At 58.5% G+C, this 22,550-nt stretch carries 23 protein-coding genes; 11 read left to right on the top strand and 12 right to left on the bottom strand.

Annotation, left to right across the window (positions count from 1 at the left end; all coding sequences use genetic code 11):
• A partial coding sequence (locus ACI5FR_RS30285; RefSeq protein WP_405461450.1) for an AfsR/SARP family transcriptional regulator occupies positions 1-615 on the top strand: 615 nt, incomplete at its 5' end.
• A gap of 17 nt (positions 616-632) precedes the next feature.
• On the opposite strand, the gene shc is transcribed toward ACI5FR_RS30285, so the two are convergent.
• The 4 genes from shc to ACI5FR_RS30265 all read right to left on the bottom strand — a co-directional run bounded on the left by shc (position 633) and on the right by ACI5FR_RS30265 (position 6,750).
• Positions 633-2,546 carry a squalene--hopene cyclase gene (gene shc, locus ACI5FR_RS30280; RefSeq protein ID WP_405461448.1) on the bottom strand — a complete coding sequence of 638 codons (1,914 nt, stop codon included), beginning with the start codon at positions 2,544-2,546 and terminating at the stop codon, positions 633-635.
• A gap of 80 nt (positions 2,547-2,626) precedes the next feature.
• Positions 2,627-4,489 carry an ABC transporter ATP-binding protein gene (locus ACI5FR_RS30275; RefSeq protein ID WP_405461446.1) on the bottom strand — a complete coding sequence of 621 codons (1,863 nt, stop codon included), beginning with the start codon at positions 4,487-4,489 and terminating at the stop codon, positions 2,627-2,629.
• Entirely contained in the window at positions 4,482-6,257 is a 1,776-nt protein-coding gene (locus tag ACI5FR_RS30270; protein ID WP_405461444.1) for an ABC transporter ATP-binding protein, read from the bottom strand. Before ACI5FR_RS30270 ends, ACI5FR_RS30275 begins: the two co-directional genes overlap by 8 nt.
• 70 nt (positions 6,258-6,327) lie before the next feature.
• The gene (locus ACI5FR_RS30265; RefSeq protein ID WP_405461442.1) at positions 6,328-6,750 is read right to left on the bottom strand and encodes a MerR family transcriptional regulator; all 423 of its coding nucleotides are present in this window, start codon (positions 6,748-6,750) and stop codon (positions 6,328-6,330) included.
• Between the two features lie 115 nt (positions 6,751-6,865).
• On the opposite strand from ACI5FR_RS30265, the gene ACI5FR_RS30260 reads away from it, so the two are divergent.
• On the top strand, positions 6,866-7,630 hold the full coding sequence (locus ACI5FR_RS30260; RefSeq protein ID WP_405461441.1) for an SDR family NAD(P)-dependent oxidoreductase: 765 nt from the start codon (positions 6,866-6,868) through the stop codon (positions 7,628-7,630).
• 109 nt (positions 7,631-7,739) lie between these two features.
• Here ACI5FR_RS30260 and ACI5FR_RS30255 read toward each other — a convergent pair whose 3' ends face one another.
• A complete protein-coding gene (locus ACI5FR_RS30255) occupies positions 7,740-8,534 on the bottom strand; it encodes an arylamine N-acetyltransferase family protein (RefSeq protein ID WP_405461439.1) in 795 nt (264 codons plus the stop codon).
• A gap of 171 nt (positions 8,535-8,705) precedes the next feature.
• On the opposite strand from ACI5FR_RS30255, the gene ACI5FR_RS30250 reads away from it, so the two are divergent.
• Positions 8,706-9,806: an AbrB family transcriptional regulator gene (locus ACI5FR_RS30250; protein WP_405461437.1), complete on the top strand. Its 1,101-nt coding sequence runs from the start codon at positions 8,706-8,708 to the stop codon at positions 9,804-9,806.
• Positions 9,807-9,866: 60 nt separating this feature from the next.
• Here the strand turns inward: ACI5FR_RS30250 and ACI5FR_RS30245 are convergent, their stop codons facing one another.
• Both ACI5FR_RS30245 and ACI5FR_RS30240 read right to left on the bottom strand, forming a co-directional pair.
• On the bottom strand, positions 9,867-11,114 hold the full coding sequence (locus tag ACI5FR_RS30245; protein WP_405461435.1) for an RNA polymerase sigma factor: 1,248 nt from the start codon (positions 11,112-11,114) through the stop codon (positions 9,867-9,869).
• An 11-nt stretch (positions 11,115-11,125) separates the two neighbouring features.
• Complete coding sequence (locus tag ACI5FR_RS30240; protein ID WP_405461433.1) at positions 11,126-11,473, bottom strand: YciI family protein; 348 nt, start codon at positions 11,471-11,473, stop codon at positions 11,126-11,128.
• A 146-nt stretch (positions 11,474-11,619) separates the two neighbouring features.
• Here ACI5FR_RS30240 and ACI5FR_RS30235 point away from each other — a divergent pair, with 146 nt between their 5' ends.
• From ACI5FR_RS30235 to ACI5FR_RS30220, 4 genes are all read left to right on the top strand, one after another.
• Entirely contained in the window at positions 11,620-12,189 is a 570-nt protein-coding gene (locus ACI5FR_RS30235) for a DUF1697 domain-containing protein (RefSeq protein ID WP_405461431.1), read from the top strand.
• 178 nt (positions 12,190-12,367) lie between these two features.
• Entirely contained in the window at positions 12,368-14,449 is a 2,082-nt protein-coding gene (locus ACI5FR_RS30230; protein ID WP_405461429.1) for a HelD family protein, read from the top strand.
• A gap of 64 nt (positions 14,450-14,513) precedes the next feature.
• Positions 14,514-14,903 (top strand): iron chaperone, encoded by a 390-nt coding sequence (locus ACI5FR_RS30225; RefSeq protein WP_405461427.1) that lies wholly within the window; start codon positions 14,514-14,516, stop codon positions 14,901-14,903.
• Positions 14,904-15,024: 121 nt separating this feature from the next.
• A complete protein-coding gene (locus tag ACI5FR_RS30220; protein WP_405461425.1) occupies positions 15,025-15,819 on the top strand; it encodes a TetR/AcrR family transcriptional regulator in 795 nt (264 codons plus the stop codon).
• 166 nt (positions 15,820-15,985) lie between these two features.
• Here the strand turns inward: ACI5FR_RS30220 and ACI5FR_RS30215 are convergent, their stop codons facing one another.
• From ACI5FR_RS30215 to ACI5FR_RS30200, 4 genes are all read right to left on the bottom strand, one after another.
• Positions 15,986-16,774: an ABC transporter permease gene (locus ACI5FR_RS30215; protein WP_405461423.1), complete on the bottom strand. Its 789-nt coding sequence runs from the start codon at positions 16,772-16,774 to the stop codon at positions 15,986-15,988.
• Positions 16,771-17,658: an ATP-binding cassette domain-containing protein gene (locus tag ACI5FR_RS30210; protein ID WP_405461421.1), complete on the bottom strand. Its 888-nt coding sequence runs from the start codon at positions 17,656-17,658 to the stop codon at positions 16,771-16,773. The genes ACI5FR_RS30215 and ACI5FR_RS30210 overlap by 4 nt, the downstream gene beginning before the upstream one ends.
• A 172-nt stretch (positions 17,659-17,830) precedes the next feature.
• Positions 17,831-18,781: a hypothetical protein gene (locus tag ACI5FR_RS30205; protein ID WP_405461419.1), complete on the bottom strand. Its 951-nt coding sequence runs from the start codon at positions 18,779-18,781 to the stop codon at positions 17,831-17,833.
• Between the two features lie 118 nt (positions 18,782-18,899).
• Positions 18,900-19,757, bottom strand: a complete 858-nt coding sequence (locus ACI5FR_RS30200) for an Hsp33 family molecular chaperone HslO (protein WP_405461417.1) — start codon at positions 19,755-19,757, stop codon at positions 18,900-18,902.
• An 85-nt stretch (positions 19,758-19,842) separates the two neighbouring features.
• On the opposite strand from ACI5FR_RS30200, the gene ACI5FR_RS30195 reads away from it, so the two are divergent.
• On the top strand, positions 19,843-20,583 hold the full coding sequence (locus ACI5FR_RS30195) for a MerR family transcriptional regulator (RefSeq protein ID WP_405461415.1): 741 nt from the start codon (positions 19,843-19,845) through the stop codon (positions 20,581-20,583).
• 26 nt (positions 20,584-20,609) lie between these two features.
• Here ACI5FR_RS30195 and ACI5FR_RS30190 read toward each other — a convergent pair whose 3' ends face one another.
• Positions 20,610-20,810 (bottom strand): CDGSH iron-sulfur domain-containing protein, encoded by a 201-nt coding sequence (locus tag ACI5FR_RS30190; protein ID WP_405461413.1) that lies wholly within the window; start codon positions 20,808-20,810, stop codon positions 20,610-20,612.
• A gap of 140 nt (positions 20,811-20,950) precedes the next feature.
• On the opposite strand from ACI5FR_RS30190, the gene ACI5FR_RS30185 reads away from it, so the two are divergent.
• From ACI5FR_RS30185 to ACI5FR_RS30175, 3 genes are all read left to right on the top strand, one after another.
• Complete coding sequence (locus ACI5FR_RS30185; RefSeq protein ID WP_405461412.1) at positions 20,951-21,433, top strand: MarR family winged helix-turn-helix transcriptional regulator; 483 nt, start codon at positions 20,951-20,953, stop codon at positions 21,431-21,433.
• On the top strand, positions 21,426-21,983 hold the full coding sequence (locus tag ACI5FR_RS30180; protein WP_405461410.1) for an MOSC domain-containing protein: 558 nt from the start codon (positions 21,426-21,428) through the stop codon (positions 21,981-21,983). The genes ACI5FR_RS30185 and ACI5FR_RS30180 overlap by 8 nt, the downstream gene beginning before the upstream one ends.
• Before the next feature lie 77 nt (positions 21,984-22,060).
• Positions 22,061-22,480, top strand: coding sequence for a VOC family protein (locus ACI5FR_RS30175; RefSeq protein ID WP_405461409.1), 420 nt, complete (start codon positions 22,061-22,063; stop codon positions 22,478-22,480).
• Positions 22,481-22,550 lie beyond the last annotated feature (70 nt).

Genomic DNA, 22,550 nt, shown 5'->3' with positions numbered 1-22,550 from the left:
AAGCCGGTCAGCAAAGCGCAGATCATGGACGAGCTCTGGTACGGCCGAGATGCGCAGCGGACCCAAGTCAATCTCCATACGACGGTCTACCAGCTTCGCAAGGATCTGGAGGCCGGGGGGTTGTCCGATCTCATCGGGCAGACGAAGCAGGCCGGAGGCAGCTATCGCCTGCATTGGTCCGTGTCGTTCGACGATGTCGCCGCTTACGAGGAGCAAGTTCGCTTGTTCCGGCTCACACGCTCCGTCACGTATGCGCTCCAAGCGGTGCAGCTCTACGGCGCGGGCTATCTGGCGGGAAGCGGCTATGTATGGGCGGCTCCTCGGCAGGCAGAGCTGGAGCTCGGCTACGTAGACCTGCTGGAAGCGATCGTCGACATCTACGTGCGGCAGCAGCGCTACGAGATCGCGCTCGGCCCGCTGCGGAAGTGGGCCGAGCTGAATCCGCTCAGCGGGCGGCTTCACGCCAAGATGATCGCGCTCTTGCTGCTCTTGGACCGGGTGGCGGACGCGAGGGCTTACCACGAGCTTGCGCAGGAGCTGCTAGAAGAGTCCGAGCAGGCTGCAGAGCTCGAATACGACACGATCGCTGCCGATCCGACCCTGGCATTCTCCTGACAAGCACACTGGGCGTTTCAGACGTCCCCATACTTCTTCTTGTAATGGCTGAGCGCAAGAAGCGGCCAAATGTACCGATAGCTGTGATAGCGGATATAAAAGTTGCCAGGCATGCCCGCACCCGTCGGGTAATCGGACAGCCAGTTCTCTTCATGCAAGGAAGCGATTAATCGGTGAATGCCTCTCCGCATCGCTGCAGTAGGTTCGGGATGGACCGCGATGAGGGCGTCGAGCGCCCAAGCGGTCTGGGAAGGGGTGCTTCCCCGGAGCGCCACATAGCGCCTCAATCGGTCGCTTCTGCAGGACTCCCCCCATCCCCCATCCGGATTTTGGATCCGCAGCAGCCACTCCGTCCCTTTCCGGACCGTCTCGTGATCGGAAGAGACGCCCACCGCCATCAAGCCCGTAAGCGCGGCCCATGTTCCATAGATGTAGCAGATGCCCCATCTTCCATACCAGGAACCGTTCGCTTCCTGATGGTCCATCAGCCACCGGGCTCCGCGTTCGATGAACGCGTGCCTCGTGGTCAACCCCTCGAAATTCCCCAAATATTCCAAGGCGCGTCCGGTCAAATCCGCCGACGAAGGATCGATCGCCGCCGAAGCGCCGTCCATCGTGAGCCATGCGAGCATCTGGTTGTCTACGTTTTTCTCGAACGCCGGCCAGCCGCCGTCATCGTTTTGCATGGAGATGACCCATTGCAGACCGCGATTCCAAGCTTCCTGAACCTTCGCATCCGTCTGGGCGGACCGCTTGACGGCGCGCAAGGCGGCGGTCGTGTCGTCCACATCCGGATTGATCGTATTGCTCGGGGAGAAGCCCCATCCTCCGGGGGGAATCCCAGGATTATGGATCGTCCAATCCCCGGGCTTATGCTGCTGTTTGGCCAGCAAATAGGCCTCAGCCCGCCTCAACGGCTCATGGTCTTCACGGACCCCGGCCTCCTGCAGCGCATATGCGAGCAAGGCCGTGTCCCAGATCGTAGAGGGCGAGTTCTGAATGGTCGTGTGACGGCCCGTCGTGCAAGCCATCTTGGTTAGGCCTTCCACCGCATGCGCGATCAGCGGATGCTGCCGCTCATACCCGAGGGCGAGCAGGGCGAAAATCATCATAATCGTGCTGCTGGCATAGCTGTACAACGTTCCATCCGATTCGATCCGCTCGAGCATGAACTGCTCGGCCTTCTTAGTCGCCGCTTCGTGAATGCCTTCGGCAGAGCCGATCAGCCGGCTTCGTCCCGATCGGATCCGGCCCAGCATCGCCTGATATTCCCCGGACAGCAGCTCTTCGGGATCGTTCCGGTTGACCGACCAAGTCCCATCCCGCGTCTCCAATAACTCGTTTAAGTCGGGAGTATGTTCGGTGCTAATGGAGAATTGGCGATGCGCCGCGATCAGCATAGGCACTAGGTGGACCCGGCCATACCCGGAAAAATCGAATACATTGATCGGAGATGAGGCGGGGAAGAGGATAATCTCGAGCGGGATCATGGAGAGGGCCGCCGGCCATGCGCTCTGTCCGGTAGCGGCGAGGATGACTCGGGTCAAATGACTCGTCACTTGGCCGAGCCCTCCCTTGGATTGGATGAAGCTCCGGGCCCGCTGAATGGGTTCGTCCGTTCTTTGGCTGTAACCGGAGTAGAGCAGCGCATAATACGCTTCCACGGAAGCGGACAAGTTCCCTTCCTCTTCGTCGGCGTACAATCGCCAGCCGCCATCAGGCTGCTGCGCGGCCAGAATGCGGTCGTGCAGCTGCCGGATCAGCGTCTCGTTGTGAATTTCCAGCGAACGGAGCAGAATGATTACGCTCGTATCCGTTGCAATTCCGTTGTCAAAGCAGTAATACCAAGCTCCATCGGGTTTCTGCCGTCTCAGTAGAGTCGTCTTCAGTTGCTCGATGGCCGCATTCAGCTCACTTAACCGATTGGGCATGCCATGGGTGCCTCCCTGCCGTTTATACCCATTGTATGAGCGGCGGTCGGGGGAAATGTGGCGAATCGGCGCCATATCCGTTAACCGGAGCGTTTGAACTGACTGTTGTACAGCTCATAATAGAAGCCCCTCTGCGCCAGCAGCTCGTCGTGCGTGCCCCGTTCGGCGATGCCGCCATCGCGAATGACGAGGATTTGGTCGGCCTCGCGGATCGTACTGAGCCGGTGCGCGATGACGAAGCTGGTGCGTCCTCGCATCAGCGTTCGCATCCCGGCCTGAATGTGCATCTCCGTGCGGGTGTCGATGCTGCTGGTCGCCTCGTCGAGGATGAGTATGGCCGGATCGGCGAGCACCGCCCGGGCGATCGTCAGCAGCTGGCGCTGGCCTTGGCTCAGGTTGCTGCCGCCGGTCGCGAGCAACGTGTCGTAGCGGTGCGGCAGCTTCTGGATGAAGCTGTGGGCGTTCGCCAGCTTGGCCGCCGCGACGATCTCCTCCTCGGTCGCGTCCAGCCGGCCGTAGCGGATGTTCTCGCGAACCGTGTCGGAGAACACATAGGCGTCCTGCAGCACGATGCCCAGCTGGCTGCGCAGTCCGTCCTTGTCCAGCTGCCGGATGTCCGTGCCGTCGATCGTGACGAACCCAGACCCGATCTCATAGAAACGTGTCAGCAGGTTGATGATCGTCGTCTTGCCCGCTCCGGTCGGACCCACGAGTGCGATCATCTGCCCCGGCCGCGCGACGAGCGACACGTCGGTCAGAATCGGGACGTCTTCCTTATAGCGGAAGGAGACGCGGTCGAACACGACCTCGCCTTTCAAGTCTCGCAAACGCCCCGTTACGGCCGTCGTGTCCGACACATCCGCCTTGTCATACTCCGTCTCCGTGTCGAGGATCTCGAACACGCGCTCCGCGCCGGCCACGGCGGACTGTACGAGGTTGAACTGGTTCGCCAGGTCGCTCAGCGGCCGCTGGAACTGCTTCGAATAGTTGAGGAACGCCACGATGACGCCTACCGTCGTCCAGCTGTGGAAAGCCATCCAACCCCCGACTGCGGCGATCAGCGCGAAGCTGGCGTTGTTCAGCACGTTCATGACCGGACCTACGGTGCCGGAATAGATCTGGGCCCGGATGCTCGACTGGGTCAGCTTCCAGTTGATCTCTCCGAATTGCTCTTCCGCGAGCCTCTCTCTCCGGTATACCTGCACGACCTTCTGCCCGGAGACCGTTTCCTCGATGAAGCCGTTCAGCTCGCCGAGGTTTGCCTGCTGCCGTCCGAAGTGCTGACGTGTCCGGGCGGCGACGGTCTTCGTGAAGAGCATGACGAGCGGGATCGTCACCATGCTGAGCAAGGTCAGCCAGACGTTCATGTACAGCATGATCGCGAGCGACCCTGTCAGCGACAGTACGCTCGAGAGGAGCTGCGTGACGCTCGAGTTCAGCGTACCGGACACGTTCTCGATGTCGTTCGTAGTCCGGCTCATAAGCTCCCCGTGCGTCTTGCTGTCGAAGAACCGGAGCGGGAGCAGCTGCAGCCGGGCGAAGATGTCCCGGCGCATCGCCTGTACCGACTGCTGGGCCACCCGAACCATGACCTGCTGCTGCAGCCAGGCCGTCAGAGCGGTCCCCGCATAGACCGCGAGCAGCAACGCACCTAGGCCGACCAGCCCTTCATAGTTCCCGGGGATAATATATGCGTCGACGGCGTGACCCAGCAAATAAGGGGCCGCCAGCGACAGCAGCGTGGTGATCGTCGTGGACATAAGCACCGCGATCAGACCGCTTCGGTAAGCACGAATGTAAGCCCAAATGCGCCGGATCGTCCGGATCGTGTTCTTCGGCTTCGCCTTCTGGACCGGCATGCCGCCCCGGGCTCCGCCGCCGCGCATACTCAGGTCGAGCGCTTCGACCGAAGCCGGCTTTTGGGATGGCGCCGCATTAGCCATAGCTGGGTTCCTCCTTTCCGAGCTGGGATCGATAGATGTCCTGATACAGCTCACAAGAAGCGAGCAGCTCCGAGTGCGTGCCCTCCGCCACCAGCCGACCCTCGTCCAGCACTAGAATCTTGTCGGCGTCCAGGACGGAAGAGATCCGCTGCGCGACGAGGAAGCTCGTGCGCCCCTGCATGAGCCGCGCCAGCGCAGCCTGAATGCGCGACTCCGTCCCCATGTCGATGGCGCTCGTACTGTCGTCGAGGATTAGGATGTCGGGCTGCATGATGAGCGCCCGGGCGATCGAGATCCGCTGCTTCTGCCCGCCGGACAAGTTGATGCCCCGCTGCCCGAGCCGGGTATCGTAGCCCTCCGGCATCGCCGCGATGAACTCATGCGCCTGCGCGGCTTGCGCAGCGGCGATCACCTCTTCGTCCGACGCCTCCGGCTTGCCGAAGCGGATATTGTCCCGGATCGATCCGGTGAACAGGATCGATTCCTGCAGCACGATGCCGATCCGCCTGCGGAGCGCTTGCAGCTCATAGTCGCGGACATCGCGGCCGTCGATCAGCACGCGGCCTCGCGAGGCGTCGTACAGGCGCGGAATAAGGCCGACGAGCGACGTTTTGCCGGAGCCCGTCGCGCCGATGATCGCCACATTCTGTCCCGGCCGAACGCTGAAGCTCAATTCCCGCAGCACGGCTTGGTCTCCGTGTCCATAGGCGAAGGTGACCCGGTCGAACGTGACTTCGCCCTTCCCTTCACCCGTTCCTTCACCCGTCCATTCCCCTGCGGCCACTGGCCCGCCAACCAGCTCCGGACCCGCCGCACTAACAATGTCCGGCTCGGTCGCCATCACTTCTTGGATACGGTCCGCCGATACTTTGGCACTGGAGATCCGCACGAGCATCATCGCAACGGAAGAGACCGAGAACAGCACCTGCGTCACGTAGTTGATGAACGCGACCAGCCGGCCCACATCGAACGAGCCGTCGATCGCCTGCCTCCCTCCGAGGAGAAGAACCGTGACGATACATACATTCAGGATCATCGTCAAGATCGGCATGTTCACGGCGACTAGCCGCTGCGCCTTGATGGCAACGTCCGTATAATCCGCATTGGCGCGGCCGAAGCGGTCGTTCTCATACGTTTGGCGCACGAACGCCTTGGCCACCCGAATGCCGGAGAAGTTCTCCTGCAGCACCGTGTTCACCCTATCCATCCTCATCTGGACGGTGGAGAACAGCGGAAGCGTCTTGCGGATGAGGAGGAACATGACGGCGAACAGGAGCGGGACGGCAATCGCCAGAATGGCGGCGAGCTTCGGGCTGAGGATGACCGCCATCACGATGCTGCCGATCGCGAGCAGCGGGGAACGGACGAAGATGCGCAGCAGCATCTGCACCATCGTCTGCAGCTGGACGATATCGCCCGTGAGCCGGGTGATGAGCGAACCGGTCTTCAGCTCGTCCAGGTTGCGGAACGAGAATGTCTGCACCTTCCGGAACAAGTCCTGGCGCAGGTCGGCCCCGAATCGCATCGAGGCGATCGAGGAGAAGACCGTACACCCCACGCCGCCGGCGAGGCCGATCAAAGCCGCCCCCAGCATAAGAAGACCCGTGTCGCGGATAAAAGCGAAATCGCTTGCCAGGACGCCCTTATCGATGATGCTCGCCATCAGAATCGGCTGCAGCAGGTCCATACACACCTCGAGCAGCATGAGGAGCGGCGCCAACAAGGTCGCCAACCAGTGCGGACGAAGATAAGAGAATAGCTTGATCATAAGTGCACCTCAATCTGTCACCAAACGGAACGCCGAATCCGCGTCTTTGTTTAATAAAGTTGGCATCTGGTTATGTTAAAGTTGACTGCTGCGCGGCCGCTTTTTTCGCGGACAATCTTTCTTCCAAGATGTCGGCAGCATCCGGGCTGTTGTATAAAGCGATTTTGGCATCGAGAATGTCCAAATTACGGTTCAAGTCCTCGACTTGCCGCAGTACCGCTTGACGATGCGCGCTCAGCATCCCTTTGCGGGCTTCGATCGTTTCACGGCCTTTTGTGCACCAATCTACATATCGCTTCATTTCCTTGATCGGCATACCCGTATCCTTCAGACAGCAGATGAGCGCGACCCACTCCAGATCCGCCTCCGTGAACACCCGGTTGCCGGAGCTGTTCCGGCCGATAAACGGAAAAAGCCCTTCTTTGTCGTAATAGCGAATCGTATGGGCGGACAAGCCGAACTTCCGGGCGATGTCATGAATCGTATAGTTCACGGCAATTTTCTCCTTTCGCTTGACTTAGAGTTAACTCGAAGTGTTAGTCTCACTATAGACCACGACACGGGAATGATCAAGTGGTCAATCCAGAGGACGAAGGAGACTATCAATCATGACTACATCTGCCAAAATCGCACTGGTCACGGGCGGAAGCCGAGGCCTTGGTCACAATACTGCGCTGGCGCTCGCCCGCAAAGGAATCGACGTCATTCTCACGTATCGCAAGGAAAAGGAGCAAGCGGATGCGGTTGTAGCCGACCTGGAGAGCCAGGGGCGAAAAGCAGCAGCCATGCAGCTGGATGCCGGCGACACAGCTTCATTCGATGCCTTCCTGGCGCGGTTGTCGGATGTGCTCAAGCAAACATGGAACCGGGACACGTTCGATTATCTCATCAATAACGCCGGTTTCGGCATCAATGCCCCGTTCGCGTCTACAACGGAAGAGCAGTTCGACAGCTTGATGAACGTTCATTTCAAGGGAGTTTACTTCCTGACGCAAAAATGTTTGCCGCTACTGGCCGACAACGGCGGGATTGTGAATCTTTCTACGGGATTGACCCGCTTCTCCTTCGAAGGCTCCAGCGCTTATGCGGCGATGAAGGGCGCCATCGAGGTGTTGACGAAATATATGGCTAAGGAACTGGGACCAAGAGGGATCCGGGTCAACGTCGTCGCTCCCGGGGCGATCGCGACCGACTTCGGCGGAGGCCGGCTGAAAGCCACCCCGGCCCTCCAAGCTCATATCGGCTCCGTCACGGCATTGGGCCGGCCCGGTCAACCGGACGATATCGGCGGCGTTGTCGCCGCGCTATGTACGGACGAGCTCGGCTGGGTGAACGCTCAGCGGATCGAAGCTTCCGGCGGCATGATGCTATAAAAAACCCCACAAAGTGACGTGGGCCTTCGGAGCATATTCCTAAATTCTTTATGCAAATAAACCTCTGAGGTCGCCGTTTGAGTGTGCGACTCCAGAGGTTTTTTGGGCGTTACCGCGGCGCTTGGAGGCCCAACCCGAACTCTTCGCGCAGCAGCAGGCGGAACCGGTCTCGGTCGATCGGCTCTTTCGTCATGACCCCATCCACCCACCGAGTCAGGGAGCTGTCGGTTACGGTGATACTCCCCCGGGGCGTCAATTTGGTCACAAGCGGATTTTTGTTGAACGCGGACTGCTCGTGTTCCGCAATCGTATGCTGGATGTCATTGCACTCTGCGAGATCGGTCATAAGCTTCCCCGGGTCGAACGCATAGCCGATCTTCCACTCGTTATGCTTATGCTTCAACATCACCTCGAGGACATGTTCTCCAGGTTCACCGTCCCCGCTGGGAATCCGAAACGCTCCGTTTCTCGAAGTCGCTACCTCTCCGGTTAAAGGAACCGGCGTTAAGGGCAAATTGCCCCCGAATCCCGTATCGACCAAATAAGGTTGCCCTCCATGGTTCAGGAGAATCGTGACATGCGTACGGCCAAGGGCGGAATAAGCCCCAGCTTCATAGTTATAGACGACCCCTCGCGTCAGAGCGACGTCGAACCCATTGTCCCGCAGGAAGCCGTACAGGATCGTATTCAATTCATAGCAGACGCCGCCTTCGCCGTTGTCCAGGATTTGATGCATTAAGTTAGGCATCGTAATCTCGCCGGTCCGTCTCTCCATGATCCGCAAATTTTCAAAAGGAATCGCGAATGCGGTCCGTTCCAGCACGCGATCGAGGCTATCAAACGAAATCTCTTCATTCTCCGGGAGACCGATTCTTGCACGAAATCGTGCATTCAGCTCACTCATTCATCCTTCCTCCGATCCGTACCCATTCTACATCTTACAATAGAGGCTTACCGGCGAATTGTCACGTATTCTATAAAGGTCGGGATCGATTCCGGCATCGTAACTCCGATTGAGTTCCGAAGCAAATGTGCTAAAATCAACACATTGGATATCAAAAGGAGACCGCATGAAGTGAAGCAACAAGCCCTTACAATGGACCGCCTCTCCCGATACGGTTTGGCGCTCGCCACGGCCGTGCTCGGCGGTGTAGCATTCAAGCTGCTGCAGCTCCCGATCCCTTGGCTGCTCGGCCCGATGATCGCCGTATTGATCGGGTCTAATGTGTTCAAGGGTCGCTATGAATGGCCGGGGCCGCTCCGGAACGGGGGCATGATCGCGGTCGGCTATACGATCGGGCTGGCGATGACGGGCGCGGCGCTTCAGGAGATGGCGGTGCAGTTGCCGTCCATGCTGCTCCTGACCGGCCTGCTCGTGCTGATGTGCGCGGGCCTCGCCTACCTCGTGTCCAAGCTGTCGGGGTCCGACTACAAAACCGCCTTGCTGGGCAGCATTCCGGGCGGGCTGACGCAAGTGATCGCCTTGGCCGACGAGACCGAAGGGGTCAACCTGACGGTCGTGACCGTTACTCAGGTGATTCGGCTCATGATCATCATCGTATGCGTCCCCCTGCTCGTGTTCAGTCCCTTATTCGGCGGGACGCACGATGCGGCCGCCTCCACAGCCATAGCCCATGCCGCCGTCAGCTGGAGCGGTTTGCTGCCGAACATGCTGCTGTTCGTCCCGGTATGCATCGCTTGCGCTGTCGCCGGGAATATGATCCGTTTCCCGACCGCTTATTTGCTCGGACCCGCGCTCGGCACCGCCGTGCTGCAAGCGGCCGGATTGCACGGACCCGCACTCCCGGCCCTAATCATGGGCGCCGCCCAGCTCACGATCGGCGCGTACGTCGGCCTGATGCTGAAGCCGGATCGGCTGCAGCGCAAGGTGAGGACGATCGCGCTCGCGATCGTTAGCGGCCTGCTGCTCCTGGCGGGAGCCTGGGGCTTGAGCGTCTTGCTGACTCGGCTGCACGCCGTCTCCGTGTCGACGGCGCTTCTAAGTCTCGCGCCCGGAGGGATGGACCAGATGGGGATCATCGCCCAGGAGATCCATGCCGATCTGTCCATCGTAGCGGGGTATCAGCTGTTCCGCACGTTTTTCATTATGTTCGCGGTGCCCTTTTTGCTAAGGGCGTTCTTTCGCTTCCAGGACAAACGAAAAGGGGCACCCTGATCCGATCATGGTTGCCCCTCTATCCTGCAAATCTTCTCGCGCCACAAACTAGAATCGCCTCTAATTGCCGACTCCGTTAACTTCCCCCGCGGTGGCCGCCTGCCGCTTCAAGAACTCGCGGACCGCCGGGTCCGTGCTCAGCCCGATCGCGCGGCTGTAAGCCTCCCGGGCCTCCTCGTCCCGCCCCGACCACATGAACAGATGGGCGCGCAGCGCCCAATACGGCTGATAATCCCGGACCGTATCGCCCGGAATCGCCTCCAGCAGCGCCAGCCCCTCGCCTGCCCCGCGCGCCTCGGCCACGGCTGCCGCACGCCCGACCATCGCCCCGATCGTAGGCGCCAAGCGGACGAGCCCTTCATACAGCAGCGCGTTCGATTCCCACTCCGTGCGTCCGCTCCGCGCGCGGTCGGCGTGCACGGATTGAATCGCCGCTTCGAGCTGGAAGCGTCCGATTCGCCCCGCCTGCGCGGCGCGGCTCAGGCACCGCTCCGCCTCCTCGATCATAGCGCTCGACCAGAGCGAGACGTCTTGCTCCAGCAGCGGGACATACGTCCCCGCCTCATCCATTCTCGCCGAGCGGCGGGCCTCTCCATGCAGCATGGACGCGAGCAGGCCTTGCGCCTCCGGTTCGTCGGGCATGAACCGCACGAGCAGTCTCCCCAGGTAGATCGCTTCTTCCGCCAGTCCCTGACGGCGCGGGTCTACGCCGGTCAGGTCGTCCCAGCCATGGCCATACGCGGCGTAGATGGCTTCGAGCACCGCCTGCAGACGCTGCGGCAGTTCGTCCCGCTCCGGCGTCCCGAACTTGAGGCCGGCATCGCGGATTTTCGCCTTCGCCCGGGAGAGCCGCTGCCCCATCGTGGCAGGCTTCACGACGAAGGCGGAGGCGATGCGGGCCGCGTCCATCCCGAGCACCGTCTGGAGCATAAGCGGCGTGCGCACCTGGGCCTCGATCGCCGGGTGGGCGCATAGGAACAGCATCTGGAGCCGTTCGTCCGGGAACGAACGGTCCATGTCCGCCCGGCGCTGAGCCTCTTCCGTCATCGCGAGCATCTCCTGTGCTGCGCCCTCTTGCACACGTCGGCGACGAGCGCCGTCGATGAGCCTCCGCCGCGCCGCGGTCAAGAGCCATGCCTCGGGCTTGTCCGGCACCCCGGTGCGCGGCCATGTCTGCAGCGCGGCGACGAAAGCGTCGGCGAGCGCATCCTCCGCGGCCTCGAGATTACGCCAGCGCACGGCCAAGTAGGCGACGAGCCGCCCGTAGCTTTCGCGAGCCGCGAGTTCTATGGCGCGGTGAGCGTTCACGTCCGGGCTCGTCACTTCATCGGCGGCAGATTGGGCCGCACTTCCACCGCATTGACCGGGCCTCGGGCGGCCCACTCGAGTGCGGTGTCGAGATCCGGCACATCGATGATGAAGAATCCGCCGATCTGTTCCTTCGTCTCTGCGAACGGCCCATCCTGCACGAGCACTTCGCCGTCTTGCCGCCTAAGGGTTGTTGCGCTCTCCGGGGCGTGTAGGCCGGCGCTCGCCACCACGATCCCGGATTCGCGCAAAGCCTTCACATAATGCGCCCATCCGGCGAGATAGTCCTGCTGCCGCGACGGATCTTTTCGCTGCGCGAAATCCTCCGGGCTTTCATAGAACAAGAGTGTGTACTGCATAGTCCATTCCCCTCTCCAGTTTTAGTGAAGTGTACGTTTTCGCCACTCACTCTAATGACGCAGGATCAACCGCCATTTCGACAGCAAAGCCAAAACTTGTTAAACTATTTTTGTAAACGTATGCCAAAAGGAGGAATCTAGCTGCTATGACCATTCATATCGCCTTGCTTCGAGGCATCAACGTCGGAGGGCACAATAAGATCAAAATGGCGGATCTCAGGGTCGCTCTTACCGAGTCGGGCTTGGACCGGGTTCAGACGTACATCCAGAGCGGCAACATCCTGTTCGAGTCGGATGAAGACGCGGGCGCGCTCGCTGAGCGGATCGAGCATGTGATCCGGGAAACGTTCGGCCTCTCGATTAAGACCATTATAAGAACGCGCGAGGAAATGAACAAGATTGCCTCGAACTGCCCGTTCACGGACGAGCAGATTGCCCGGGCGGAAAAGAACGCGGTCGGCGAGGTGCTGTACGTCTCGATGCTGCTCGAGGAACCGCAGCCGGAGCGCGTGGACAAGCTGAAGGAGTACAAGACGAAGGACGAATCGTTCCACCTGTCCGGCAACAATCTGTACATGCTGTTCCACCCCACCATCCGCGATTCGAAGCTCGCCGTTCAAGCGGACAAGCTGGGTGTGCCGGCTACCGTGCGGAACTGGAAGACAATCAGCAAGCTCGTCGCCATGGCGAATGAAATGGCCGAGGCGAAGGCTTAGCAGGTGCGGTCTGACACAACAAAAAAACCAAGTCTGCGAACAGACTTGGTTGGGCTGACGTATGCCAATTTTTGGACCCACGATTAACTTATAATACTACAACGGAAAGGATAAGTCTATATTTTTTTGCGATTCTCTCTATACTTAAGGATATTCTGAACGAAGGAGAGATAGCGCCATGATCTGGAATGCAAGCGAGACGGATGAAAAAAAGTACTTGAGTGCCGTGACAGCCCAGCTGCAGCAAGCCGTGCGGGAGTTGGAGACGAAGATCGCCACGGCTTCCCATGACATTGTGGATACCAAAGCGTATATGTGGGCCAATCGGGACCAGCTGGATCCCGCGGAACGGGCCGCGAACTTGGTCGATCTATCACTCGCGATCGATTATGGGGAGAGGGCGGTTCATAAGCTGAGCAAGCTGCGGAAATTGGCGCAGTCCCCCTATTTTGGACGTGTGGATTTTCGAGCGGACGAGGATTCCCGGGCAGAAGCGGAGCCGTTCTACATCGGCCTCCACGCCTTCAGCACAGCCGAGCGTCAAGACAATGTCATCTACGACTGGCGCTCGCCGATTGCCGGCCTTTTCTACGATTACCAAGTCGGTCGTGCCTCTTATTCCGCTCCGGACGGTCCCCTAGACGGCGAGATGAGCTTGAAGCGGCAGTATAGAATCAGCAGCGGCGCGATGGAATATATGATCGAGAGCTCGATGAACATTCACGACGACATTTTGCAAAGAGAGCTGAGCCGCACGTCGGACGAGAAGATGAAGCATATCGTTGCCACGATCCAGCAGGAGCAAAATGCGATCATCCGAAATGTTACGTCCCGAGAGCTGATCATTCAAGGCGTCGCGGGTTCGGGGAAAACGTCGGTCGCCTTGCATCGGATCGCATTCCTTTTGTATCGGAATAAAGAGACTTTGACGTCCCCCCAGATTCTGATCCTCTCTCCGAATAAAGTGTTCTCCGATTATATCTCCAGCGTCCTCCCGGAGCTGGGGGAAGAGCATATTCCCGAGATCGGCATGGAGGATATCGCCGTAAGAGAACTCGGGGAGAAATGCTCGTTCCAGACGTTCGGCGAGCAGGTCGAGGAGCTTGCCCAGGGGGCGGACGTGTCCCTGATCGAGCGCATTCGCTACAAGGCGCGTATCGAGATGGTGCACGAGATCGACCGATTCATCGAATATGTCGGCTCAGCCTGGTTCGTGCCCGAAGCGATCGCGCTGGATCAAGCGTTCCTATCGAGGGACGCGGTATCGGAAGCCTACAATGCATCCAGCAGGCTGCCGGTCAAGCTCAGATTGGAAAAGACCGCCAGGACGCTCGCGGAAACCGCCAGAGACGACCAGGGAGCGCGGCTCCGACCATCCGCCTTCCAGAATATCTACTCCGCTGTGAAAAAGATGTTCCACACGCATTCGATCCTTTCCCTCTACAAGATGTTCTACGAGTTTATCGGCAAGCCCGAGCTTTTTCGGCTGAGACCGAAAGGCAAGCTGGAGTACGCGGATGTGTTTCCTCTCGTTTATATGAAAATCGTTTTCGAAGGCAAGGCGCCGTACGATACGGTGAAGCACCTCGTCGTCGATGAAATGCAAGACTACACGCCCGTTCAATATGCGGTGCTGGCCCGGCTATACCCGTGCAAGAAAACGATTCTGGGTGACGCCGGCCAGTCCCTGAATCCTTACTCCTCCTCGTCACTAGCGCTGATCAAGCTGGTATTCCCCGGAGCGGATACGGTCGAGCTTTTGAAAAGCTACCGGTCCACGATGGAAATCATCGCCTTCGCCAGGCACATCCTGCCTGAAAGCCCTATCCAACCGATCGAACGCCATGGAGAGGAGCCTCTTCTGATCGGGACCGAGGAGCCGGCCGAAGAGCTTCATCGCATTAGAGGCATAATCGGACAATTTCCTCGAACCGGCTTCCGCACGATGGGCATTATTTGCAAGTCGTCGTCTTGGGCCGAACAGCTGTATCAAGCGTTAGGAGCGACGGAGCCTCGGGTTCATTTGCTGGATTCCAACAGCCGGAAGTACGAGGAGGGAATTATGATTGCGTCCACGCAGATGGCGAAGGGCTTGGAATTCGATCAAGTGCTCGTCCCGTTCGCGAACGCGGAGCACTATTCGACCGAGATGGATCGGAGTTTGCTGTACATTGCCTGCACCCGGGCGATGCACCGGCTTACGCTGACATACTCCGGCGAGGCTTCTCGGCTCGTACCCCGCAATTCGGAAGAAACTTAGGTCCGTCGTTGTTGTATAATTAAGGTAGAGACGACCCCTTTCATTCCAATTCCAGGAGGCGCAGATGGCTGACGCTAAAAGCAATTTTCAATCGGTAGATGAGTATATCGTAACCTTCCCGCAGGACGTTCAAGCAATTTTGGAGCAAATTCGACAGACGATTCGAGAAGCGGTGCCCGAAGCGGAGGAAGTGATCAGTTATCAGCTTCCGGCGTACAAGTACCATGGGATGCTGATCTATTTCTCCGCCTACAAAGCGCACACCTCCTTGTCCTTCCCGCCTCCGTTCACTGTATTCGAGGTGTTCCGGGACCGCTTGGCCCCCTATGACGTCTCCAAGTCGGCGGTGAAGTTCCCGCTCGCTTCCCCTTTCCCGTACGACCTGTTGACCGACATGGTGAAGTTTCGGGCCGAGGAGAACCGGGAGAAAGAATCGAAGAAGAAAAAGAAATGAAACTATGGCGATTCACATAGCCAACGCCTGCAAATTTACCGGTAAGGTTTGACCAAGCCGTTTGTGGTATACTGTGTATAGGATATACAATTTCACCTAGAGCAGGTGTAGGGGAGTCGCCATGAAGAACAACCACGATGACGAGCATCAGACAGCCATACAAGATTTGCCGAACGGCGCGAAGCTGAGTTGGGGGCTGGCCAAGCAGCCGCGGAGAGGCCCGAAGGGCGAGCTCAGCGTCCCGCAGATCGTCCAGGCCGCCATCGCGATCGCCGACAAGGACGGGCTCGCCGCGGTCTCCATGAATCGGGTGGCGGCCGCCCTCGGATTCACGACGATGTCGCTCTACCGCTACATCTCCAGCAAGGACGACCTGCTGTTCCTGATGCAGGACGCCGTGTGCGAGACCGTGATGCCGGCTGAACTCGAGCATGCCGATGATTGGCGCGAGGAGATGCGCGCGTACGTAAGGGAATGCATGCGTTTGATGCGCCTTCATCCCTGGTACGGTGACATCCCGGTCAGCGGCATCCCCCTCGGTCCGCACAACCTCAAGCTGATTGACTGGGCGCTGCGTCCCATGCGGAACTTCCCGCTGAACGATTTTGAGAAAATGTCGATTGTCCTGCTGCTCAGCACGTATGCGCGGATGTTTGCGATGATTTCCCGCGATTTGGATCGGGCGATTGAAGCCGGCGCGAGTCCGGATTCGATCAGCGGATTGAATTATACCGCTGCCTTGCAGCACCTCGTCAAGCCGGAAAGTTTTCCGTACTTGTACCCGTTAATCGCGTCCGGCGCTTACACCAATGAGAACGAGTCCGACAATACGATCGGGAGCGACATTGATTTCGGGCTGGAACGCATTCTGGACGGGATCGAGCATTATTTGACCCGCAGTGGGTCTCGGAGATAGATTTCCGTACGAGCAGAATAGGAAGTCAACATGGAACGTGATTCCTCTAATCCACTAAAATAGCGGAACTAGGTTCCCTCCCCCAAACAACGGAGCCTATGTCTTCCAATTAAAAACAGCGGTCCGATCGAAATCGGACCGCTGTTTCGTTCCCGCACGCCCTTCCTTAGCGGCGACCCGCCTTGCGCTGGAAGGCGATGACGCACCAGACGATGGCGATGAACATAATGGCCAAGCACCAGACGACGGCCACCCAAGCGTGATCTTGAATGGAAGTGCCGGTGAGGAGGCCGCGAATCGTCTCGATAACCGGTGTGATCGGCTGATGATTCGCTACCCCCTGCAGCCAGCTAGGCATCGTGCTCGTCGGGACGAAGGCGCTGGACAAGTAAGGGAGGAATAAGAGCACGAACCCATAGCCGCTGGCGGCCGAAGGGCTGCCCGTCACAAGACCGATGGCGGCGAACAGCCAGGTGAACGTCAATATGAACAGGACGATGACGGCCAGTGCCCCCAGCCATTCCATCGGTCCTGCGGAAGGGCGGAATCCTACCAACAGAGCGACGCCGATGACGACTACGGTCGCGAGAAGATTGCGGGCCAGGCTGGCGACCACATGCCCGGTCACGACGCTCAGGCTCCGGATCGGCATCGTCCGGAAGCGGTCGATAATCCCGTTCGTCATGTCCGTAGCGACGTCCACCGCCGTACTCGACGAGCCGAAGCCGGCGCACAGCAGGATAATGCCCGGAACGACGTAGTTCACGTAGTTGCCGCTTGTATCGAGTGCGCCGCCGAATACATAAGTGAACAGCAGCATCAGCATGATCGGCAGCATAATGGCCATGATCAGCGCCTCGGTATTGCGCAGGCTGAGACGAATGCTCCGCCCGATGAAGACGGCGTTCGTCACCCCGAAGGACGCGCTTCTAACAGATTCACGCAAAGTGGTCATCGTACGGCTCCCTCCAATTTTTTCTCTGTCAGCGCCAGGAATACGTCATCGAGGCTAGGCTTCCGAATACTCACTCGGGTCTCATGAGCGAATTGCAGCGACAGCTCGGTGAGCGTGTGCCTCACATCCTGTATCGTGCCGGTGGTCGGCACCGTGCGGAGCAGTGTCCCGTGCGCATCGTGCAGGTCGATCACCTCGCCGCCTACGCGGGCTTTCAATTGCTCCGCCGTTCCGGTCGCTACGACGTGCCCGTCGGCGATTACGGCGATCAGATCGGCGAGCTGGTCCGCCTCCTCCAAGTACTGGGTCGTGAGGAATACGGTAATGCCCTGCTCCTTTAGCTGTCCGATGAGCTCCCACAGAGCGAGCCGGCTCGTCGTATCGAGGCCGGTCGTCGGTTCGTCCAGGAACAGTACCGGCCGCGGAACGACGAGACTGATTGCGAGATCGAGGCGCCGACGCATCCCGCCCGAATACGTTTTGACCCGCTTGGCGGAAGCATCCGTCAGTTGGAAATGAGTCAGCAGCTCATCCGCCCGCTCCCGCGACTCCGCCGCCGTAAGCCCCGACAGCCGGCCGATCATTCTGAGATTCTCGATCCCCGTCAGCGCTTCGTCGACTGCGGCGAACTGGCCGGTCAGGCTGATCGACCGCTTGACCTCATTCTTATCGCGGACGACCTCATAGCCGGCGACCCGGACCGATCCCGCATCCGGCGCGACCAAGGTGGACAGAATGTGGATCAGCGTCGTTTTGCCGGCCCCATTGGGCCCGAGCAGCGCGAAGATGCTGCCGGTCGGCACGGCCAGATCAATTCCGTCCAGCACGAGGTGGCTGCCGAACGACTTGCGAAGCCCTTTCACTTCAATAGCGTTAGCACTCATCATAGCTCTCCCTTCCTTTTCTCGGACAAGTAATTGTGTATTATATAAACAGTATATTATATACACTATTTTGTGGCAATTGTTTTTTATAAAGGAGTATGCCGGTCATTCCAAAAAAAGCAGCTGCAGCCAGGAACTCTAATGGAAGTTCCTGATTGCAGCTGCTTTTAGGCTAGTTCATTACCGCAGCGGCTCGGATCGCCTCGACAGCATGCTTGAACGTGAGCGCTTTGTCGGGATCATGAAAAATCGGGGCACCTGCATACAGCTGAACCCCCCAAGAGGGTACACTCGATGCCGCGGACTCGGTTAGGCTCTCCGGGAAATCCAACGCATCCAGAATCAGCTGCACCTTCCGATGATGCGGAACGAAATGTTCCGACCGGGCCAGCCACTCCCGCCCCCAGCCCGCGCCGCGTCCGCTCTTCGAACAATAAATCAGCGGGGTATACACATCTATGGCTTCCGCTAACGCTTTATAATCTTGGGCGAATATTCGGGTCAGCGCGCCATCGAATTCCTCCGGCGTCCACGGACACATATAAGCGCCGACTATGCAATCCGGCAAACGGGTTTTGATCAATCTCGAATAATGAAGCGCGTACTGGGCAATTTTGCGGCATTTATGATGTTTCCACTCTTCCGCATATCGAGCTAATATCTCTCTAGGAGAAGTAGCGTCAACGCCTGCGTGGTAACAGAAATCGGCGATACAGCGGCTGCAAAAGCAGCTGTCCTGCAAATCGGGCTCAGGCGTTTCGAACCAGCCGGCATAGGTCAAGTAATCGAGCCAAATGCCTTTTGGTTTATATTGCTTCAGCCCGGCCAGCAGCTGCTCTTCGATTTCCGCCAAAAAATCGGTTTGAGACAAACAAATTCCCTGTACTAACCTGCCGTATCGAATCGGCCGGCCGTCTACCCCGATTGGAATGAGAGCAGGTTGCTTTTCGAAATCGGCGCGGAACGTTTTGAATTCCACACACGCCTCCAATCCCTGCTCTTCGCAAGCCGCGAAAACAGCTTCATTAAACCCGTGGAACCATCTGGCGTTGACGCCATAATCTCGGACTTTGGCGGGCAGCTCCCCGCTTCCGTAGGGGCCGAACAATAAAGGAATCGACATCTCCAGTCACCTCTTCATTCTTTTTAAGTGGTCTTTCACTCTCTTCTACACCGTCGGATGCGATTCCTTTCCAAATGAAAACGGACCTGACCGGAAGATTGCCGATCAAGTCCTTGAGTTACAAATTCGCCAGTTCATCCGGCTGAAACGTATACTTGCGCCCGCATTTATGGCAGACGATCTCGAGGGGACGGCCCAATTCCCGCGCATCAACCACCTCCGCTTTGTCCAGGGCGTACAGCAGCGGATACACGAGCTCCTTCGAGCATCCGCAGAACAGACGGACCGGCTCTACGCCCACGAGCCACACGTCCTCGAACATCGACGCCAGCACCGTCTCTGCCGCTTCGCGGGATGGCGCCTCCTCGAGCAGCCGGCGATGCCGGGAGATTATGCCGCCAATGCGGTCCAGCAGTCCGCTTGGCGCGCCCGGCAGCAACTGAGCCATCAGCCCTCGGCTGGACGACACCTCATCCCGGTCACCTAGCACGACGTCGAGCGAGAACAAGGTCGGCGTCTGCTCGCTTTGCCGATAGTAATGCGACAGATCGTCCACGATGTTCGCATAAGGCATATCCGTAATACCGGTGAAGCAGCGGTTCATGCCAATATCCTTCGTGACCTGCATACATGCTCTGGCTCCCAGCCACTGCTCGATCGTCCTGCGGTCCCGGTCCTCCGTCGACGCCCGCAGCCATTCCTCGCTTACATAGCCGCTTACGTGGCCTGCGCTATCGGCATCTGCGTAGATGACGAAGTCACGCCGAGCGGCTTTTACTTTGAGATTCACGCTTTGATTATCCTTCAGCGTCCCTGCCACTAAGCTCATGGCCGACACGGTGCGGGCAAGAGCGGTGCTCAACACCGGGTTCATGCCGGGTTGACCGCAGACGGCTCTGATCAGCTCGGTATTCTCTACGAACATGATGCGGGCTTGGTGCTGATACGCTAACGCTTTGATCCTATAGGCTTCCATCGCTTCTTGCTCCTCTCTTCTTGCACCACTCCTACGAATCCTAGTATAATTCCTCACGTAACGTTAGGTTCAAGGAGGAACAGCTGTGCCAAAAGAGACCAATTGGAAAGTCGGAGAGCTGGCCCGGCGCTGCGGTCTCACGGTGCGGACGCTGCACCATTACGATGAGATCGGCTTGTTCTCGCCATCCGGCAGTACCGCCTCCGGTCACCGGCTTTATTCGGAGGAAGACGTCGTGAAGCTGCAGCAGATCATTTCACTCCGGCAGCTCGGCTTCGCCTTGGAGGATGTGAAAGCTTTCCTGCACGATCCGGATTACGATCCCCTGCAGCTCTTGGAGCTGCAGCTTGATCGGCTGAATGCCCAGATCCGGGCGCAGCAGGAGCTGCGTTCCCGGCTGGAGCAGCTGCAGGAGATGCTGCGCACCGAAAGGACCGTGTCGCCCGAGCATGCACTGGAGACAATTCAGCTGATGAACATGAGCCAGAGCCCTCATTTCCGGCCGGAGCAGGTTGCGGAATTGAAGATGCGGTATCAGAATATGGGGGCTGCCGAGTCCGAGCGGATGAGGGAACAAGGGCGGAAGCTGATCGATCGGTTCTCCGCCGCCATGCGGGACGGTACGTCTCCCGGCGATGAAGCCGTACAGCTGCTGGCCCGGCAATGGCAAGATTTGCTGCGCCAATTTACCGATGATGAGGAGCAACTAACGCGATCGGCGGAGCGGTATTACGGCGAGCACCCCGAGCAGGCGCGACCCTTCGGTATGGACGGTGAGCTATATGCGTATATTCGGGCAGCATTGGATGCGCAGCGAAGCATTTGACCGGATCGTTATCGCCCCTTCTGACCTCATCGTGCAGGCGACGCTTCCCTGTAACAGGCACTCTTATGCGTACCGTCGCAAAAAGGCTGGTTGCCCGACTGGCCGCACCGGCATAACGCGATCGTCTCTCCGGTCGTGAAGCGGTCCCCCTTGCCGTCTACCAGCTCGACTTGCCCTTGGATGACGAATGGACCTTCGTCGTACTTGACTACCTTAATGTTAGACATCGAATGATTCCTCCACATTGTTTTAGTTGACTGCACAACAAAATTATCACAGGAAAGTTGCTCAGTCAACAATTATTTTGTTGATCACGCAACTAAATTGCAGTAAAGTAGACCTATACCTACTACGAGGAGAGGAATCCATGAAGAAGGAACGATTGTCCGATTCCGAGCTCACCGCTTGGCGTATGTTCATCAAGTCGTACTCCAAAATCATCGAGCAGATCGAGCACGATCTGTCCGAGAACAAGCGCGTACCGCTAGGTACTTACGATGTCCTGATCGCACTGTTTGAAGCGCCGGACAAGAAACTGCGCCTTCAGCAGCTGCTGGACAAGGTGGTGCTCACCAAAAGCGGAATTACCCGTCTCGCTGACCGATTGGAACGTGAAGGCCTTATCCGCCGAGAGGTTAGCGAGACCGACCGGCGCGGTTTCTATGCCGTTCTTACGGAGGAAGGCGAACAGCAGCTGCGCCGGGCTTGGCCGATCTACGCGCGCGGGATCAAGCAATATTTCGCCGCTCCCCTCTCGGAGGATGACATTGCGGTGATTGGCCGTGCTCTCCAGAACATTCATCGGAACATGGAAGCCGTACGTGCGCAAGGGACGGACGAGCATGCATAGCGACACCGTTAACGTTCATGCCGTCATGCTGGCCGACCGGGCAGAAACGTTCGTCACTCGCCGGGTTCCGACCATCCATGTACAATTGGGAGGCATCCCGGGCGACCGTCACTATGGGCTCCTCCGACCCGCAGATTCTCGGCAAAAGATATATCGAAAGGGCACCCTGATTGCCAACCGGAGGCAGATCAGCATCGTCTCCGAAGAGGAGTGCGCCGAAATTGCCGTTCGCTTGGGAGTCCCCGAGATAGTGCCGGAATGGCTGGGCGCCAACCTGCTGATCAGCGGCTATGACAGGCTCACATTGCTGCCGGGCGGAGCCAGAATGTTATTTCCGGACGGGACCGGACTGATCTGCGAAGGCGAGAATAGGCCTTGTATCGGGCCGGGTCGAGTAATTGAACAGCACTATGGCATACCTGGGCTGGCGGCACGATTCGTATCCGCAGCGCAAAAAAGACGCGGCATCGTCTGCTCGGTGGAATGCGAAGGTACGATCGCCGCTGGAGATTCCATAAGAATTATAAGATTCGATGGATCGGAACAATAGCAATTGAGAAGAAACTCGCCGCCTCCCGGCCTGCTATACTGGATTTGTCTACCAAATCCATAAAGAGGTGAGTCCGAATGGCTACAACGGCAAGGCAAATTTACGTAAACCTTCCGGTCAAAGATTTGAATCGCTCGGTGCAGTTTTTCTCCAAGGTCGGCTTCGAGTTCCACCCGCGATTCACCGATCAGAACGCCGCTTGTATGATCATCGGCGAGAACATCTTCGCCATGCTGCTGACCGAAGATTTTTTCAAGCCGTTCAGCAAGAAGGCGATCGCGGACGCCTCTCAAACGACGGAAGTGATCATGGCGATCTCGGCCGACAGCCGGGAAGCAGTCGACACTCTCGTAGAACGGGCGCTCGCCGCCGGCGGTTACGTCTCGAACGACAAGACGGATCATGGATTCATGTACTCGTGGAGCTTCCAGGATATCGATCACCACTTGTGGGAAGTGCTGTACATGGATGAGAGCGCCATCGATCAAGTCCAGTGATGGTGCCGCTTACGTGGTCCGCACAAGTGCATCGAGTTGAACGAAGAGGGCCGCGCGGCCCTCTTTTTCT

The organism is Paenibacillus sp. HJGM_3, from assembly GCF_045062745.1.
GTDB lineage: Bacteria > Bacillota > Bacilli > Paenibacillales > NBRC-103111 > Paenibacillus_AA.
The sequence above is the reverse complement of the archived record's forward strand: the minus strand, read 5'-3'. Positions and strand labels throughout refer to the sequence as shown.